The organism is Streptomyces sp. MNU89, from assembly GCF_020982505.1.
Taxonomy (GTDB): domain Bacteria; phylum Actinomycetota; class Actinomycetes; order Streptomycetales; family Streptomycetaceae; genus Streptomyces; species Streptomyces xinghaiensis.
Window position 1 is genome coordinate 5,423,909 of sequence record NZ_JAJKLL010000001.1, and the last position, 14,793, is coordinate 5,438,701.

Sequence of the window (14,793 nt, forward strand, 5' to 3'; positions counted from 1 at the left end):
CTATCACCGTGCGTCTCGATGTCATACCGTGCCGATCCTCTCAAGGGGGACAAGGGGACAAACGGGCAGAGGGTGCCTGGCCCGGGGGCCGGCCGGGGCCGGCTACGAACCGACCCGGCGCTTGTTCCAGACGTCGAAGCCGACCGCCGCGAGCAGCACCAGGCCCTTGATGACCTGCTGGTAGTCCGAGCCGATACCGACCAGGGACATACCGTTGTTGAGCACGCCGAGCACCAGGCCGCCGATGATGGCGCCGAGGACGGTGCCGACGCCGCCGGTGGCCGAGGCACCGCCGATGAAGGCGGCGGCGATGGCCTCCAGTTCGAAGTTGATACCGGCGTTGGGGGTGGCGGCGGTCAGCCGGGCCGCGTAGACGACCCCCGCCAGTGCCGCGAGCACCCCCATGTTCACGAAGACCAGGAAGGTGACGCGCTTGTCCTTGACGCCGGACAGCTTGGCCGCCGCCCGGTTGCCGCCGAGGGCGTAGACATGCCGGCCGATGATCGCGTTGCGCATCACGAAGCCGAGGGCCATCAGCAGGCCCACGAGGATCAGCAGCACGATCGGCGTGCCGTGGTAGCTGGCCAGGGTCAGCGTGAAGGCCACGACCGCCGCCACGAGGGCGGTGCACTTGGCGATGAACAGCCCCATCGGGATGACGTCCAGCTCGTACCGCTCCTGCTGGCGGCGGTCGCTCCACTCCCGCCACAGCACGAAGACGACCACGCCGAGGCCGATCAGCAGCGTCGCGTTGTGGTAGTTGGTGTCCGGGCCCAGCTCCGGGATGAAGCCGTTGCCGAGGGACTGGAAGCCGTCCGGGAAGGGCCGCAGGGTCTGGCCCTCCAGCATGATCTGGGTGGCGCCGCGGAAGAGCAGCATCCCGGCGAGGGTGACGATGAAGGACGGGATGCCGATATAGGCGATCCAGAAGCCCTGCCAGGCCCCGGCCGCGGCGCCGATCAGCAGGCAGAGCACCAGCGCGAGCACCCACGGCATATCGTTCTTGATCATCATCACGCCCGCGGCGGAGCCCACGAAGGCGGCCAGCGAGCCGACGGAGAGATCGATGTGGCCCGCGATGATCACGATCATCATCCCGATGGCCAGGATCAGGATGTAACTGTTCTGCTGGACCAGGTTGGTGACGTTCTGCGGCTTCAGCAGGATGCCGTCCGTCCACACCTGGAACAGCACGACGATCAGCGCCAGCGCGAGCAGCATCCCGTACTGCCGCATATTGGCGCGCATCCCGCGCAGCAGCGCCGCGGCGAGGCCGGACCCGGCGCCGCCCCCGGCGCCCGGGCCGGAGCCCGGACCCGGTGCCGGTCCCTCGTCCTTGGTGGTGGTCGTGGTGCTCATCGGGTCCGTCCTCTGTCCATGGTCATGTGGCGCATCAGCACTTCCTGGGTGGCCTCCGCCCGGGGGATCTCCCCGGTCAGCCGGCCGGCGGCCATCGTGTAGATCCGGTCGCACATCCCGAGCAGCTCCGGCAGCTCGGAGGAGATGAAGACCACGGCCTTGCCCTGTGCGGCGAGATCGTTGATGACCGTGTAGATCTCGTACTTCGCCCCCACGTCGATGCCGCGGGTCGGTTCGTCGAGGATCAGCACCTCGGGGCCCGCGAAGATCCACTTGCTGAGGACGACCTTCTGCTGGTTGCCGCCGCTCAGCCGGTTCACGGTCTCGAACACCGTGGGGGTCTTGATGTTCATCGACGTACGGAACCGTTCGGCGACCCGGGCCTCCTCGTGCTCGCTGACGACACCGCGCCGGGCGACCTTCGGCAGGGAGGCGATGGAGATGTTGCGGGTCACGTCGTCGCCGAGGTTGAGCCCGTAGGTCTTGCGGTCCTCGGTGACGTACGCGAGGCCGTGGGCGATGGCCTCCGGCACGGTCCGCGTGGAGACCTCCCTTCCGTGGAGGAGGACCCGCCCCGCCGCGTGCCGCCCGTAGCTGCGCCCGAAGACGCTCATCGCCAGCTCGGTGCGGCCCGCGCCCATCAGCCCGGCGATGCCGACGATCTCGCCGCGCCGCACCTCCAGGGACACCTCGTCGACGACCTTCCGCTGCTGGTCGATGGGGTGGTGCACGGTCCAGTCCGCGATCCGCATCGCCGTCTCCCCGGCGCCCGGGCCCGCGTAGTGGGTGCGTTCCGGGAAGCGGTGGTCCAGATCGCGGCCGACCATGCCGCGGATGATCCGCTCCTCGGAGACGGCCGGCTCCGCGTCGGGTGTCTCCCGGACGGCGAGGGTCTCGATGGTCCGGCCGTCCCGCAGGATGGTGACGGAGTCGGCGACCCGCCGGATCTCGTTGAGCTTGTGCGAGATGAGGATGCAGGAGATGCCCTGCGCCTTGAACTCCAGCAGCAGATCGAGGAGTTTGGCGCTGTCCGCGTCGTTGAGGGCGGCGGTGGGCTCGTCGAGGATGAGGAGCTTCACCTCCTTGGCCAGCGCCTTGGCGATCTCCACCAGCTGCTGCTTTCCGACGCCGATGTCGGCGATCCGGGTGTGCGGCGAGTCGGCGAGCCCGACGCGGCGCAGCAGCCTGCGGGCGTGACCCAGGGTGTCGTTCCAGTTGATCACCCCGCGGGTGGCGTGCTCGTTGCCGAGGAAGATGTTCTCCGCGATGGAGAGATAGGGGACGAGGGCGAGTTCCTGGTGGATGATGACGATGCCGCGCCGCTCGCTGGCCCGGATGTCTCTGAAGGCGCAGGGCTCGCCGCGGAAGATGATCTCGCCCTCGTAACTGCCGTGCGGGTGGACTCCGCTGAGGACCTTCATCAGGGTGGACTTGCCGGCGCCGTTCTCCCCGCAGATCGCGTGGATCTCGCCCTCGCGCACGGTGAGCTCGACGCCGGACAGGGCCTTGACGCCGGGGAAGGTCTTGGTGATGGAGCGCATGTCGAGCACGGGGTGCCCGGGCGGCGCCGCCCCCGGGCCGCCCGTCGTGCCGGTGGCCGCTTGCATGATGACCGCCGCCCCTTACTTCAGCTCGGAGGCTTTGTAGTAGCCCTCGTCGATGAGGAGCTGGGTGTTGGACTTGTCGATGCTCACCGGCTGGAGGAGATAGGCCGGCACGACCTTCTTGCCGTTGTCGTAGGTCTTGGTGTCGTTGACCTCCGGCTCGCCGCCGGTCAGCATCGCGTGGCCCATCTGGACGGTGGCCTTGGCCAGCTCCCGGGTGTCCTTGTAGATGGTCTGGGTCTGCTCACCCGCCATGATCGACTTCACGGAGGCCTTCTCGGCGTCCTGGCCGGTGATCACCGGGTACGGCTTGTCCTTGGTTCCGTAGCCCACGCTCTTGAGGGCGGAGAGGACGCCGATGGAGATCCCGTCGTACGGGGAGAGCACGGCGTCCAGCTCGGCCGAGGTGTAGGACTTGCTCAGCAGGTCGTCCATCCGGCGCTGTGCCGTGCCGCCGTCCCATCGGAGCGTGGTGACCTGGTTCAGCTTGGTCTGCTTGGAGCGGACGACCAGCTTCTTGTCGTCGATGTACGGCTTCAGGACGCTCATCGCGCCGTTGAAGAAGAACCGGGTGTTGTTGTCGTCGGGGGAGCCGGCGAACAGTTCGATGGTGAAGGGGCCCTTCTCGCCGCCCTCCTCCTTCAGCCCGAGCTTGTCGGCGATGTACGTGCCCTGCTGCACGCCGACCTTGAAGTTGTCGAACGTGGCGTAGTAGTCGACGTGTTCGGTGCCCATCAGCAGCCGGTCGTAGGCGATGACGGGGATGTTCGCCTCGGCCGCCCGGTCCAGCACATTGGTGAGCGCCGCGCTGTCGATCGCCGCGATGACGAGCAGCTCGTGGCCCTTGGCGATCATGTTCTCGATCTGGGCGACCTGCTCGTCGACGTCGTCGTTGCCGTACTGGAGGTCGGTCTTGTAGCCCTTGGCCCGGAACTGCTTGGCCATGTTCCGGCCGTCGGCTATCCAGCGCTCGGACGACTTGGTGGGCATGGCCAGGCCGATGGTGCCGCCCTTGGAGTCCTTCTTGCCGTCGTCGTCGACGCCGGTGGAGTCCTGGCCGCAGGCGCCGAGCGCCGAGGTGAGGAGAAGCGCCGCCGTCGCGGCGCCGAGACCTCTGGTGATGCGCATGGTGGTTCCTTTCGTGGTGGGGCGGGTCGGGGCGGGCCGGTCAGGAGACCGGGCCGGCGGGGAAGCGCCGCAGTTCTCCGGGGAGGCGCGAGCCGAGGGGGGACATGCCGCCGTCCGCCCCGTGCCGCGCCAGCAGGTCCAGGACGAGCCGGCCGCGGCGCACCCGTTCCCGCGCGGTGTCCAGGGTGACGTCGCGCAGGTGGGCCCCGTAGGGGTAGATGCCGGGCGCCTTGCTCAGCCCGAACTTGAGGTAGACGGGGGCGCCGCGGCGGATCAGCTCCCCGGTGTCGTACATCCGGACGTAGCCGCCGAGGTCGTCCGGGGCCTCGATGTAGAGGTCCATCGGCGCCCGGCCGGCCCGGCGTATCTCGGTGAGCTGGTCGAAGGAGAGATCCGAGGGGATGTTGATGGAGTCGGCGCCGAGCCGCTCCCACACCGCGTACGAGGCCGGGTTGACCGGGCCGACGAGCGCGGACACCTTGAAGGTGGTGTCGGCGGGCAGGACGCCCTGCTCCCGCAGCCGGTGCAGCGTCCACAGCACGCCCTCGTCGGCGATGAGCAGGCAGCGCACGCCGAGTTCGGTGGCGCGGACGGCGTCCTCCACACAGCCCGCGAGCCCGTCGTGGCCGCGGGCGCGCAGACCGCCGCCGCGCGAGTCGGTGCGGGTGGCGGCGCCGATGTCCCAGGTGCCGCGCGGGCCGGTGAAGAGGCAGAGCTCGATGTCGCGATCGGCGCAGGCGCCGGTCATCTCGGTGATCTCGTCGTCGGTGAGCATCCAGATGCCGCTGCCCTGGCTGATCCGGTGGATCGGCACGTCCAGCCGGGAGGACTCCTTGAGGACGGTCGCCAGCGCCTCGGGGCCCTCCACCGACGGCACCTCGGTGCGCCAGGTGCCGCCGTCGGGGAAGGCGTGCGGGGAGGCGTCGGCCGGGTCGTCGGCGGGGACGGGCTCTCCGATCAGGGCGAGGGCGGCCGAGCCCGGGCGGCGCGGCGCGGGACGGGTGCTGTCGGACACGGGACTCCTCTGTTCTGCATGACGAATGGTGTTCGGGCGGCCGGCCGTCCGGACGGCCCGGGCCGGGACACCACCGGTGGGGAGCCGGGGTGCCGGGGACCGGCGGAGGGTGTCCGGGGCAGTCGCCGGGGGCGTACGGCGGATCGGGGGCGGGGGCGGGGCGGGGATGACGGGACCGGGCCGGGCCGCGGGATCAGGGGCGCAGCAGCACCTTCCCGGCGCCGGGATCACCGCCGCCGACGAGCGCGACGGCCTCGGCATACTCCTCCCATGCCAACTCGTGGGTGATCAGCGGTGCCGGGTTCAGCAGCCCGGTCCCGAAGGCCCGCACGGCATACGCCCAGGCCGCCGGCGGGGCACCGAAGACGGTGTGCACGGTGATCTGGCGCATCGCCAGGCCGAGCGGGTCGAGGCCCTCGGCGCCCGCCCCGGGCAGCCCGGTGAGCATCACCCGGCCGCCGCCCCGCGCCAGGGAGACCGCGCAGCACGCGCTGCGCGGCGCGCCCGCGGTCTCCACCACCAGGTCGTACCGGCCGGTGAGCGCGGTGAGCCCGTCCGGCGGGCGGACCTCGGTGGCGCCGAAGGGCACCGCCTGCTCGGCCCGGCCCGTACGGGGCTCCACGACGAGCAGTTCGGCGGGCGCGGAGGCGGCCAGGAACTGGACGGCCAGCAGGCCGAGGGTGCCCGCGCCGACGACGGCGATCCGCTCGGCGGGCCGCGCCGCCGCCGTCAGCGCCGCGGCGGCGACCACGGCGGCCGGCTCCAGCAGCGCCGCGGCCCGCAGATCGGCGTCGGGGCCGAGGACGTGCAGCAGCCGGGCGGGCAGGGTGAGGGTGTCGGCGAAGGCGCCGGGCCGGGTGAAGCCCGTCTCGTCGTAGCCGCCGGTGCACAGGGAGGTCTCGCCGGCCCGGCAGCGTTCGCAGGTCTGGCAGTTGCGGAAGCCCTCGCCGACGGTCTTCCGGCCCACCAGCCCCGGGTCGACGCCCTCACCGACCGCTTCCACCGTCCCCGACCACTCGTGGCCGGGGGTGACGGGGTAGCGGACGTAGCCGGGCGCGCGGGTGCCCTCGTACAGCTCGCGGTCGCTGCCGCACACCCCCGCCGCGTACACCCGGACGAGGGCCTCGCCGGGGCCGGGCGGCACGGGCTCCGCCGGGACGATCCGGTGGGCGCCGGGCCGCTCCAGGAGGACGGCGCGCCCGCCGCCCGTCACGACCGGCCCCCGGTGGGGTCGCGCTTCTCCCAGCCCTCGGCCCACAGGTCGAAGTGGGCGCGCTGCTGCGGGAACTCGGCCGCCGCGTCGGGGTCGAACTCGACACCGAGGCCGGGCGCCTCCGGCAGGGTGAAGTAGCCGTCCACGACCTCGGGGGCACCCTTCACGACCTTCTTGATCTCGGCGTCCGCGAAGTCGTTGAAGTGCTCCAGGATCTTGAAGTTGGGGGTGCAGCCCGCGAGCTGGAGGGAGGCGGCGGTGAGCACCGAGCCGCCCACGTTGTGCGGGGCGATGAGGACGTAGTGCGTCTCGGCGGTGGCGGCCAGCTTCCGGGTCTCCAGGATGCCGCCGAGGTGCCCGACGTCCGGCTGGATGATGTCGGCGGCCTGCGACTCGAAGAGCTCGCGGAACTCGATGCGGTCGTGGATGCGTTCACCGGTCGCGATGGGCAACGTTGTCTTCGCCGCCATCTTGGCGAGCGCCTTCAGGTTCTCCGGCGGCACCGGCTCCTCCAGCCAGGAGGGGTGGAACCGCTCCAGCTCCTTCGCCAGCCGGGAGGCCGTCGCCGGGCTGAACCGCCCGTGCATCTCGACCAGCAGCTCCGCCTCCGGGCCGATCGCGTCGCGTACGGCCTCCACGAGGGCGAGGGAGTGCAGGGTCTCGGTGTGGTCGAGCTCGAAGTGGCCGGTTCCGAACGGGTCCAGCTTCAGCGCCCGGTAGCCGCGGTCGACGACCCGGCGGGCGGCGGCGTGGAAGGCGTCGGGGGTGCGCTCGACGGTGTACCAGCCGTTCGCGTAGGCCTTCACCCGGTCGGTGACGCGGCCGCCGAGGAGCTGCCAGACCGGCACGCCCAGCGCCTTGCCCTTGATGTCCCAGCAGGCCATCTCCACACAGGCGATGCCGGACATGACGATTTCCCCGGCCCGCCCGTAGTCGCCGTACTTCATCCGGCGGACGAGGTCCTCGATCGCGAACGGGTCGGCGCCGGCGAGGTGGTTGACCTCCGCCTCGCGGAGGTAGCCGACCAGCGCGTCGGTCCGGCCGAGCATCCGGGTCTCGCCGACGCCGGTGATGCCCTCGTCGGTGTGGACGAGGACATAGGTCAGATTGCGCCACGGAGTTCCGACGACATGGGTGGTGATGCCGGTGATGCGCAAGGCCACTGCCCTTCCGGTGTTCGATATTTCGTCACACGTTCGAAATCCTGGCGTGACGGTAATGACGTGCCGGGAGCAGTGTCAATGGTCGTGCACCCGCGTCCTTCCCCGAACCGGGTGACGGCACCCCGGGCCGGGGGAGAAGGGCCGGTTTCCGTGGCCGGAGGGGCAAAGCCCGAGGCCCGGCGGACGGCGGCGGCGACCGGATCCGGCCAGGGAGCGACAGGGCCGGGGCGGGCCGGCGGGAAGGGCCGGGCCGGGCGGGTCCGTGGCCTCCCCGCCCCTCATGTCCCTTGCCGCGCACGGCTGTTCGCCGACGCTGCCGGTGGGGCGCGGATACACACCCTCGGGCGTCCGCGGCCGGGGAACGCGGGACCGCCCCCGAGAGTGAAGCTTCCGTGATATCCGGCCCGGACCGACGGTACGTCACCCCGGGGTCCCCGGCGCACGGTAGCTTTTCCCCGGGGCCGCAGGCGTCGTGCCCCCGTGGCGGGTTCCCGGTCCCCCGATCGGGCCAGGGCGTCACCCGGCATCCGTACGTTCACGGCACGTCACATAGTGTCCCTTTTGCAGAGGATCGCTCCCGATGATGTTTACTGTTGGTAATCTCGGGGCCTGGTGCGGAAGTGATCTCTGGGGCAGACTGTCAAGTGCTGTTCCGGACGAGATCGGTACGGGCGCGAGTCCGCTGGGGAAGGCCCACCTCGTCCCACACTGGAGGTCCCGGTGACGACACGTGGAGTTCTCTACGTCCACTCCGCCCCGCGCGCGCTCTGCCCGCACGTCGAGTGGGCGGTCGCGGGCGTCCTCGGCGTGCGCGTCAGCCTGGACTGGATCAGACAGCCCGCCGAACCGGGCACCTGGCGTGCGGAGTTCTCCTGGCAGGGCGAGCACGGCACCGCCTCCAAGCTCGCCTCCGCGCTGCGCGGCTGGCATCTGCTGCGCTTCGAGGTGACCGCGGAGCCCTGCCCCGGCGCCGAGGGCGAGCGCTATAGCTCCACCCCCGAGCTCGGCATCTTCCACGCCGTCACCGGCATCCACGGCGACATCCTGATCCCCGAGGACCGGCTGCGCGCGGCCCTGGCCCGCTCCGCCCGCGGCGAGACCGTCCTGGAGGCGGAGATCGCCAAGCTCCTCGGCAAGCCCTGGGACGACGAACTCGAACCCTTCCGCTACGCCGGCGAGGGCGCCCCGGTCCGCTGGCTGCACCAGGTCGTCTAACCCCGGCGGGGGACCGCGAACGCACGCAAGGGGCCCGCCCGGATCACCCGGGCGGGCCCCTCCGCGTTGACGCGGTGCCGGTGCGCGGCCGGCGCCGCCTCCCGGTGCCGTCAGACCGTACGGAAGGCCAGCACGACGTTGTGGCCGCCGAAGCCGAAGGAGTTGTTCAGCGCCGCGATCGTCCCCTCGGGCAGCGGGCGGGCCTTGTCGCGCACGACGTCGGCGTCCACCTCGGGGTCGAGGTTCTCGATGTTGATGGTCGGCGGGGCCGTCCGGTGGTACAGCGCCAGCACGGTGGCCACGGTCTCCACACCGCCCGCGCCGCCCAGCAGGTGGCCGGTCATCGACTTGGTGGCGGAGACCGCCATGTGGTCGACGTCGTCCGCGAAGACCTTCCGCAGCGCCTTGATCTCCGCGACATCGCCCTGCGGGGTGGACGTCGCGTGCGCGTTGATGTGCACGACCTCGGACGCCTTGAGATCGGTGGAGTCCAGCAGGTTCCGCAGGGCGTCCGCGATGCCGCGGCCCTCCGGCTCGGGCTGGGTGATGTGGTGGCTGTCGGCCGAGATGCCCTGGCCGAGCACCTCGCAGTAGACCGTGGCGTTCCGCGCGGCGGCGTGCTCCGCGGACTCCAGGACGACGACGCCGGCGCCCTCGCCGAGCACGAAGCCGTTGCGGCTCGCGTCGTACGGGCGGGATGCGCCCTCGGGGTCGTCGTTGTCCTTCGACATCGCCATCATGTTGCCGAAGGCCGCGATCGGCAGCGGGTGGATGGCGGCCTCGGTGCCGCCCGCGACGACCACGTCGGCGCGGCCGGTGCGGATCATCTCCACCGCGTAGCCGATCGCCTCGGCGCCGGAGGCGCAGGCGCTGACCGGGGTGTGCACGCCGGCGCGGGCGCCCACCTCCAGACCCACGTTGGCCGACGGGCTGTTCGGCATGAGCATGGGCACGGTGTGCGGGGAGACGCGGCGTACGCCCTTCTCCTTGAGCACGTCGTACTGGTCGAGCAGGGTGGTCACGCCGCCGATGCCGGAGGCGATGACGGCGCCCAGCCGCTCCGGGCGGACGGCGCCGGCGTTCTCCTCCGAGCCGGCCGCGCCGGTGAAGCCGGCGTCGGCCCAGGCCTCACGGGCGGCGATCAGCGCGAACTGGGCCGAGCGGTCCAGCTTGCGCGCCACCGGCCGGGGCAGCACCTCGGAGGGGTCCACGGCCGCCGAGGCGGCGATGCGGACGGGGAGGTCGGCGAAGCGCTCGCCCTCCAGGGCCGCCACACCGGAGCGTCCGGCGATCAGGCCTTCCCACGTCGAAGCGCTGTCGCCACCCAGCGGTGTGGTTGCTCCGATACCGGTGACGACCACGGTGCGATTGGTCGAGTTCACAGGAATGTTCTCCACGAGTAGAGGGGTGCGGTACCGCCACCGCCGGGGTGGCGACGAACGCTCGGCTCAGGCCTGGTGCTTGAGGATGTAGTCCGCGGCGTCGCCGACGGTCTTCAGGTTCTTGACGTCGTCGTCCGGAATCTTGACGTCGAAGCGCTCCTCGGCGGCGACGACGACCTCGACCATGGACAGCGAGTCGACGTCCAGGTCGTCGGTGAAGGACTTGTCCAGCTGGACGTCCTCGGTGGGGATACCGGCGATCTCGTTGACGATCTCCGCGAGACCGGCGACGATCTCTTCCTGCGTGGCGGCCATGATGGCGCTCTCCATTCGATGTGTTTCGGTGGTGCTTTCCGGATGAAAACAGGACGCGTGGTGACCGGCTGCCCGTAACCGCGCGTTTCGTGCCTAGGGGAGAGTAACGACCGTGGCGGCGTAGACGAGACCCGCCCCGAAGCCGATGACGAGCGCGGTGTCACCGCTCTTCGCCTGCCCCGTCGCCAGCAGCCGCTCCATCGCGAGCGGAATCGACGCTGCCGAGGTGTTGCCGGTGGTCTCGACGTCACGGGCGACCGTGACGTGCTCCGGCAGCTTGAGGGTCTTCACCATCGAGTCGATGATCCGCATATTGGCCTGGTGCGGAATGAAGACGTCCAGGTCGGCCGGGGCGATCCCGGCCGCTTCCAGGGCCTGCTGGGCCACCTTCGCCATCTCGAACACCGCCCACCGGAAGACCGCCTGGCCCTCCTGGGTGATGGCGGGATAGCGGATGCCGGAGACGTCCGTCCGGCCGCGGTAGGCGTCCCAGGGCACGGTCTGCTTGATCGTCTCGGACTTGTCGCCCTCGGAACCCCAGATGCTCGGGCCGATCCCCGGCTCCTCGGACGGGCCGACGACCACGGCGCCCGCGCCGTCGCCGAACAGGAAGGCCGTGGCGCGGTCCTCCAGGTCGGTGAGGTCCGACAGCCGCTCCACGCCGATGACGAGGACGTACTCCGCGCTGCCCTCGGTGACCATCCCCTTGGCGAGGGTCAGGCCGTAACCGAAGCCCGCGCAGCCCGCGTTGACGTCGAACGCGGCGGGCCGGCCCGCGCCGATCCGGTGGGCGATCTCGGTGGCGACGGCCGGGGTCTGCTTGAAGTGCGAGACGGTGGCGACGATGACGCCGCCGATCTGCTCCGGGCCGATCCCGGCGTCGGCGATGGCCTTGCCCGCCGCCTCGACCGACATCACCGCGACGGTCTCCTCGGGCCCCGCCCAGTGCCGGGTGCTGATGCCCGAACGGGAGCGGATCCACTCGTCGGAGGAGTCGATGTGCTGCAGGATCTCCTCGTTCGGCACCACCCGCGTGGGGCGGTAGCCGCCGACGCCGAGGATGCGCGCGTACGGGGCACCCCGGCTCGGCTTGATCTTCGCGGTCATGGTTCTTCGGCTCCTATTCCGCGGCAGAGCGGGCGGGCGCCGCGTGCTCGGCGATGAGCTCGCGGGCGGCGTCGAGGTCGGCCGGGCTCTTCAGCGCCAGGGTCTTCACCCCGGGCAGCGCCCGCTTCGCCAGCCCGGTGAGGGTGCCGGCGGGAGAGACCTCGAGCAGCGCGGTCACGCCCAGCTCCTGGAACGTCTCCATGCACAGATCCCAGCGGACCGGGTTGGAGACCTGGTTGACCAGGCGCTCCACGGCGTCCGGGCCGGAGGCGACGGCCCGGCCGTCCTTGTTCGAGAGGTAGGGAACGCGCGGGTCGGAGACGGTCAGGTCCTTGACCGCGGACTCCAGCTTCGCGACCGCCGGCGCCATGTGGCGGGTGTGGAACGCGCCGGCCACCTTGAGCGGCATGACGCGGGCCTTCTCCGGCTTCTCCGCGGAGAGCGCGGCGAGTTGCTCCGCGGTGCCCGCGGCGACGATCTGCCCGGCGCCGTTGATGTTGGCCGGGGTCAGTCCGAGCTTCTCCAGATGCGCCAGCACCTGCTCCGGGTCGCCGCCGAGCACGGCGGACATCCCGGTCTCGGTGACGGCGGCGGCCTCGGCCATGGCCAGGCCGCGCTTCCGCACCAGGGCGACGGCGTCCTCGTCGCTCAGCGCTCCGGAGAGGGCGGCGGCGGTCAGCTCACCGACGCTGTGGCCGGCGACGGCGCCGACCCGGGCCGGGATCTCCGCCCGGGGGTCGTCGAAGAGCGCGTACGCGGAGACCAGCCCGGCGGCCACCAGCAGCGGCTGGGCCACCGCGGTGTCACGGATGGTCTCGGCGTCGGCCTCGGTCCCGTAGTGCACCAGGTCCAGGCCGGAGACGGCCGACCACTCCGCCAGGCGTCCGGAGACACCGGGGAGGTCGAGCCAGGGGGTCAGGAAGCCGGGCGTCTGAGCGCCTTGGCCGGGAGCGACGAGTACGAGCACTCTCACACTCTCTCGTGACGGTGGTCCCCGCCGCCCGTGGGGACAGGGACCAAGAACGGACAGGGGAATTGTCGGTATCCAACAAAGGGCTAGTGCGGTGATCCCGCGTCGGCGAGACGGCCCAGGATGAGCGCGATGCGCAGGGTGAACGCGGAGCGCACATCGGAGGGCGACCAGCCGGTGACATCCGTCACACGTCGGAGCCGGTAGCGCACGGTGTTGGGGTGGACGAAGAGCATCCGCGCGGCGCCTTCCAGACTGCTGGCCTGCTCCAGATAGACGCTCAGCGTTTCCAGCAGCGCCGACCCGGCTTCCTCCAGCGGTCTGTAGATCTCCTCCACCAACTGCCGCCGGGCGGCGGCGTCCCCCGCCATCGCGCGCTCCGGCAGCACATCGTCCGCGAGGACGGGCCGCGGCGCGTCCGGCCAGGCCGCGCACGCCCGCAGGCCGGCCGCCGCGGCCGCCGCCGAGCGCGTCGCGGAGAGCAGATCGCCGACGACGGGACCGGCGACCACCGGGCCCGCCGCGAACGGCCCGATCAGATCCCGCGCGGTGCGCAGCGGATCGGCGCTGCCGCCGGCGACGACCACCAGCCGGCTGCCCAGCACCCCGGTCAGCACCTGGAGCTTCGCGTGCCGCGCGGCCCGCCGGATCGCCTCCACGGTCAGCTCGCTGTCGCCGTCGGGCGCCGTGCCCAGCACGACGCAGACGTGGTCCGGGGAGTTCCAGCCCAGCGCGGCGGCCCGGGACAGCGCGCCCTCGTCCGCCTCACCGGAGAGCACCGCGTTGACGACCAGCGACTCCAGCCGGGCGTCCCACGCGCCGCGCGCCTCCGCGGCCTGGGCGTACACCTGGGCGGTGGCGAAGGCGATCTCGCGGGCGTAGACGAGCAGGGCCTCGCGCAGGGCGTTCTCGTCGCCCGGGGCGGCGACCTCGTCGATCGCCGACTCCATGACCTCGATCGTGGTGCGCACCATCTCCACGGTCTGCCGCAGCGTGATGGCCCGGGTCAGCTCGCGCGGCGCGGTGCCGAAGACGTCCGTGCTGATGGCCTGGGGTGCCTCGGGGTGCCGGAACCACTCGGTGAAGGCCGCGATACCGGCCTGCGCGACCAGACCGATCCAGGACCGGTTCTCCGGCGGCATCGCGCGGTACCACGGCAGCGTCTCGTCCATGCGGGCGATCGCGTCCGCGGCGAGGGAGCCGGAGGACTTCTCCAGCCGGAGGAGCGTAGCGGCGTGCGGATGGCGGACGGGGGCGTCGGAAGATCCGGTCTCAGGTTCAGGCACGGAACCAGCCTGCCTCATCGTGCGGCCATCCGGGGCCGGGGGTCCGGAGAGCGGGACCCGGGAGCGGGAGCGGGGACGGGGCCCGGGCGCAGATGCCCCGCCGTTCCGGGTGTCCGGCCGCTCCCGGAGCGCCCGGGTTGTGCCGTCGCCGCTGCTGCCGCCGCTGCCGTCGCCGACCTGCCGTGGCGTTCGCCGGCCCGTTGACGGCCGTTGACGGCCGTTGACGGCCGTCACAGCCGTCACAGCCGTCACCCCCGCCCCCGACGCGCCCGGCCGCGCCGGGCCGTCTACGGTGAGGTCATGAACGAGGTCTGGCGGGCGGGCGCACGGTTCCGTGGCGGGGACGCGGGCGCCGGGATCGAAACCCTGCACGCGTTCTCCTTCGGCCGGTTCTACGACCCGGACAATCTGTCCTTCGGCGCGCTGATCGCCTGCAACGAGGAACGGCTGGAACCCGGCGCGGGCTTCGCCTCCCACCCGCACCGCGACACCGAGATCGTCACCTGGGTCGTCGAGGGCGAGCTGACGCACCGTGACTCGGCCGGGAACACCACGGTGGTGCGCCCCGGCGACGTCCAGCGGCTCGGCGCGGGCGGCGGAGTGCGGCACGAGGAGCGCAACGAGGGCGAACGGCCGCTGGTCTTCGTCCAGATGTGGCTGACACCGCGCGAGCCCGGCGGCGAACCGGAGTACGAGATCGTGCGCGGCATCGCCGACCGGACACCGCTCGCCGTGGACCGGGCGGAAGCGGACCTGCACATCCGCCGCCCCGACCCCGGGACGAGGGTCGTCCTGCCGGACGCGCCGCTGCTCTACGCCCATGTGGTGCGCGGAGCGGTCCGGCTCGCCGCGGCGGGCACCCCGGGCACCGGCGGCCCGGAGACGCTCACCGGCGCGGACGGCGAGCTGCTGGGCCCCGGGGACGCGGCCCGGATCACGGACTGCCGGGGCCGCTTCCTGATCGCCGAGGAACCCTCCGAACTGCTGCTCTGGGAACTGCCGTAGCCGGGCGCCCGGAGCCCGGTGGCCTCCGGGG

General features: G+C 71.9%; 13 protein-coding genes. 2 read left to right on the forward strand and 11 right to left on the reverse strand.

Annotated features, from left to right (window positions below; translation table 11 throughout):
• Positions 1-102 precede the first annotated feature (102 nt).
• The 6 genes from mmsB to E4N63_RS23155 form a co-directional block, all read right to left on the reverse strand.
• Positions 103-1,359 (reverse strand): multiple monosaccharide ABC transporter permease, encoded by a 1,257-nt coding sequence (gene mmsB, locus E4N63_RS23130; protein WP_043460229.1) that lies wholly within the window; start codon positions 1,357-1,359, stop codon positions 103-105.
• A complete protein-coding gene (mmsA, locus tag E4N63_RS23135; RefSeq protein ID WP_230241606.1) occupies positions 1,356-2,966 on the reverse strand; it encodes a multiple monosaccharide ABC transporter ATP-binding protein in 1,611 nt (536 codons plus the stop codon). Before mmsA ends, mmsB begins: the two co-directional genes overlap by 4 nt.
• Positions 2,967-2,981: 15 nt before the next feature.
• A complete protein-coding gene (gene chvE / locus E4N63_RS23140; protein WP_125625325.1) occupies positions 2,982-4,091 on the reverse strand; it encodes a multiple monosaccharide ABC transporter substrate-binding protein in 1,110 nt (369 codons plus the stop codon).
• A 40-nt stretch (positions 4,092-4,131) separates the two neighbouring features.
• The gene (locus E4N63_RS23145) at positions 4,132-5,106 is read right to left on the reverse strand and encodes a hypothetical protein (protein WP_230241607.1); all 975 of its coding nucleotides are present in this window, start codon (positions 5,104-5,106) and stop codon (positions 4,132-4,134) included.
• A 193-nt stretch (positions 5,107-5,299) separates the two neighbouring features.
• Entirely contained in the window at positions 5,300-6,319 is a 1,020-nt protein-coding gene (locus E4N63_RS23150) for a zinc-binding dehydrogenase (RefSeq protein WP_230241608.1), read from the reverse strand.
• On the reverse strand, positions 6,316-7,476 hold the full coding sequence (locus E4N63_RS23155; RefSeq protein ID WP_230242610.1) for a mandelate racemase/muconate lactonizing enzyme family protein: 1,161 nt from the start codon (positions 7,474-7,476) through the stop codon (positions 6,316-6,318). Before E4N63_RS23155 ends, E4N63_RS23150 begins: the two co-directional genes overlap by 4 nt.
• 726 nt (positions 7,477-8,202) lie before the next feature.
• Between E4N63_RS23155 and E4N63_RS23160 the strand changes: the two genes are divergently transcribed.
• Entirely contained in the window at positions 8,203-8,697 is a 495-nt protein-coding gene (locus E4N63_RS23160; protein ID WP_019709212.1) for a DUF3145 domain-containing protein, read from the forward strand.
• Positions 8,698-8,807: 110 nt separating this feature from the next.
• Here the strand turns inward: E4N63_RS23160 and E4N63_RS23165 are convergent, their stop codons facing one another.
• The 5 genes from E4N63_RS23165 to E4N63_RS23185 all read right to left on the reverse strand — a co-directional run bounded on the left by E4N63_RS23165 (position 8,808) and on the right by E4N63_RS23185 (position 13,757).
• Positions 8,808-10,079: a beta-ketoacyl synthase gene (locus tag E4N63_RS23165; protein WP_125625098.1), complete on the reverse strand. Its 1,272-nt coding sequence runs from the start codon at positions 10,077-10,079 to the stop codon at positions 8,808-8,810.
• Between the two features lie 66 nt (positions 10,080-10,145).
• Positions 10,146-10,394: an acyl carrier protein gene (locus E4N63_RS23170; protein ID WP_030545387.1), complete on the reverse strand. Its 249-nt coding sequence runs from the start codon at positions 10,392-10,394 to the stop codon at positions 10,146-10,148.
• A gap of 93 nt (positions 10,395-10,487) precedes the next feature.
• Positions 10,488-11,501: a ketoacyl-ACP synthase III gene (locus E4N63_RS23175; protein WP_125625096.1), complete on the reverse strand. Its 1,014-nt coding sequence runs from the start codon at positions 11,499-11,501 to the stop codon at positions 10,488-10,490.
• 13 nt (positions 11,502-11,514) lie between these two features.
• Positions 11,515-12,468 (reverse strand): ACP S-malonyltransferase, encoded by a 954-nt coding sequence (locus E4N63_RS23180; protein ID WP_230241609.1) that lies wholly within the window; start codon positions 12,466-12,468, stop codon positions 11,515-11,517.
• 89 nt (positions 12,469-12,557) lie between these two features.
• Complete coding sequence (locus tag E4N63_RS23185) at positions 12,558-13,757, reverse strand: CdaR family transcriptional regulator (RefSeq protein WP_125625092.1); 1,200 nt, start codon at positions 13,755-13,757, stop codon at positions 12,558-12,560.
• A 300-nt stretch (positions 13,758-14,057) separates the two neighbouring features.
• Here E4N63_RS23185 and E4N63_RS23190 point away from each other — a divergent pair, with 300 nt between their 5' ends.
• Positions 14,058-14,762, forward strand: a complete 705-nt coding sequence (locus E4N63_RS23190) for a pirin family protein (protein WP_125625090.1) — start codon at positions 14,058-14,060, stop codon at positions 14,760-14,762.
• The last annotated feature ends 31 nt before the right edge of the window (positions 14,763-14,793 follow it).

Excerpts from the sequence above, each read along its gene's own strand:
- mmsB (WP_043460229.1), bottom strand. The coding sequence starts at position 1,359 with ATGAGCACCACGACCACCACCAAGGACGAGGGACCGGCACCGGGTCCG.
- mmsA (WP_230241606.1), bottom strand. The coding sequence starts at position 2,966 with ATGCAAGCGGCCACCGGCACGACGGGCGGCCCGGGGGCGGCGCCGCCC.
- chvE (WP_125625325.1), bottom strand. The coding sequence starts at position 4,091 with ATGCGCATCACCAGAGGTCTCGGCGCCGCGACGGCGGCGCTTCTCCTC.
- E4N63_RS23170 (WP_030545387.1), bottom strand. The coding sequence starts at position 10,394 with ATGGCCGCCACGCAGGAAGAGATCGTCGCCGGTCTCGCGGAGATCGTC.
- E4N63_RS23175 (WP_125625096.1), bottom strand. The coding sequence starts at position 11,501 with ATGACCGCGAAGATCAAGCCGAGCCGGGGTGCCCCGTACGCGCGCATC.
- E4N63_RS23190 (WP_125625090.1), top strand. The coding sequence starts at position 14,058 with ATGAACGAGGTCTGGCGGGCGGGCGCACGGTTCCGTGGCGGGGACGCG.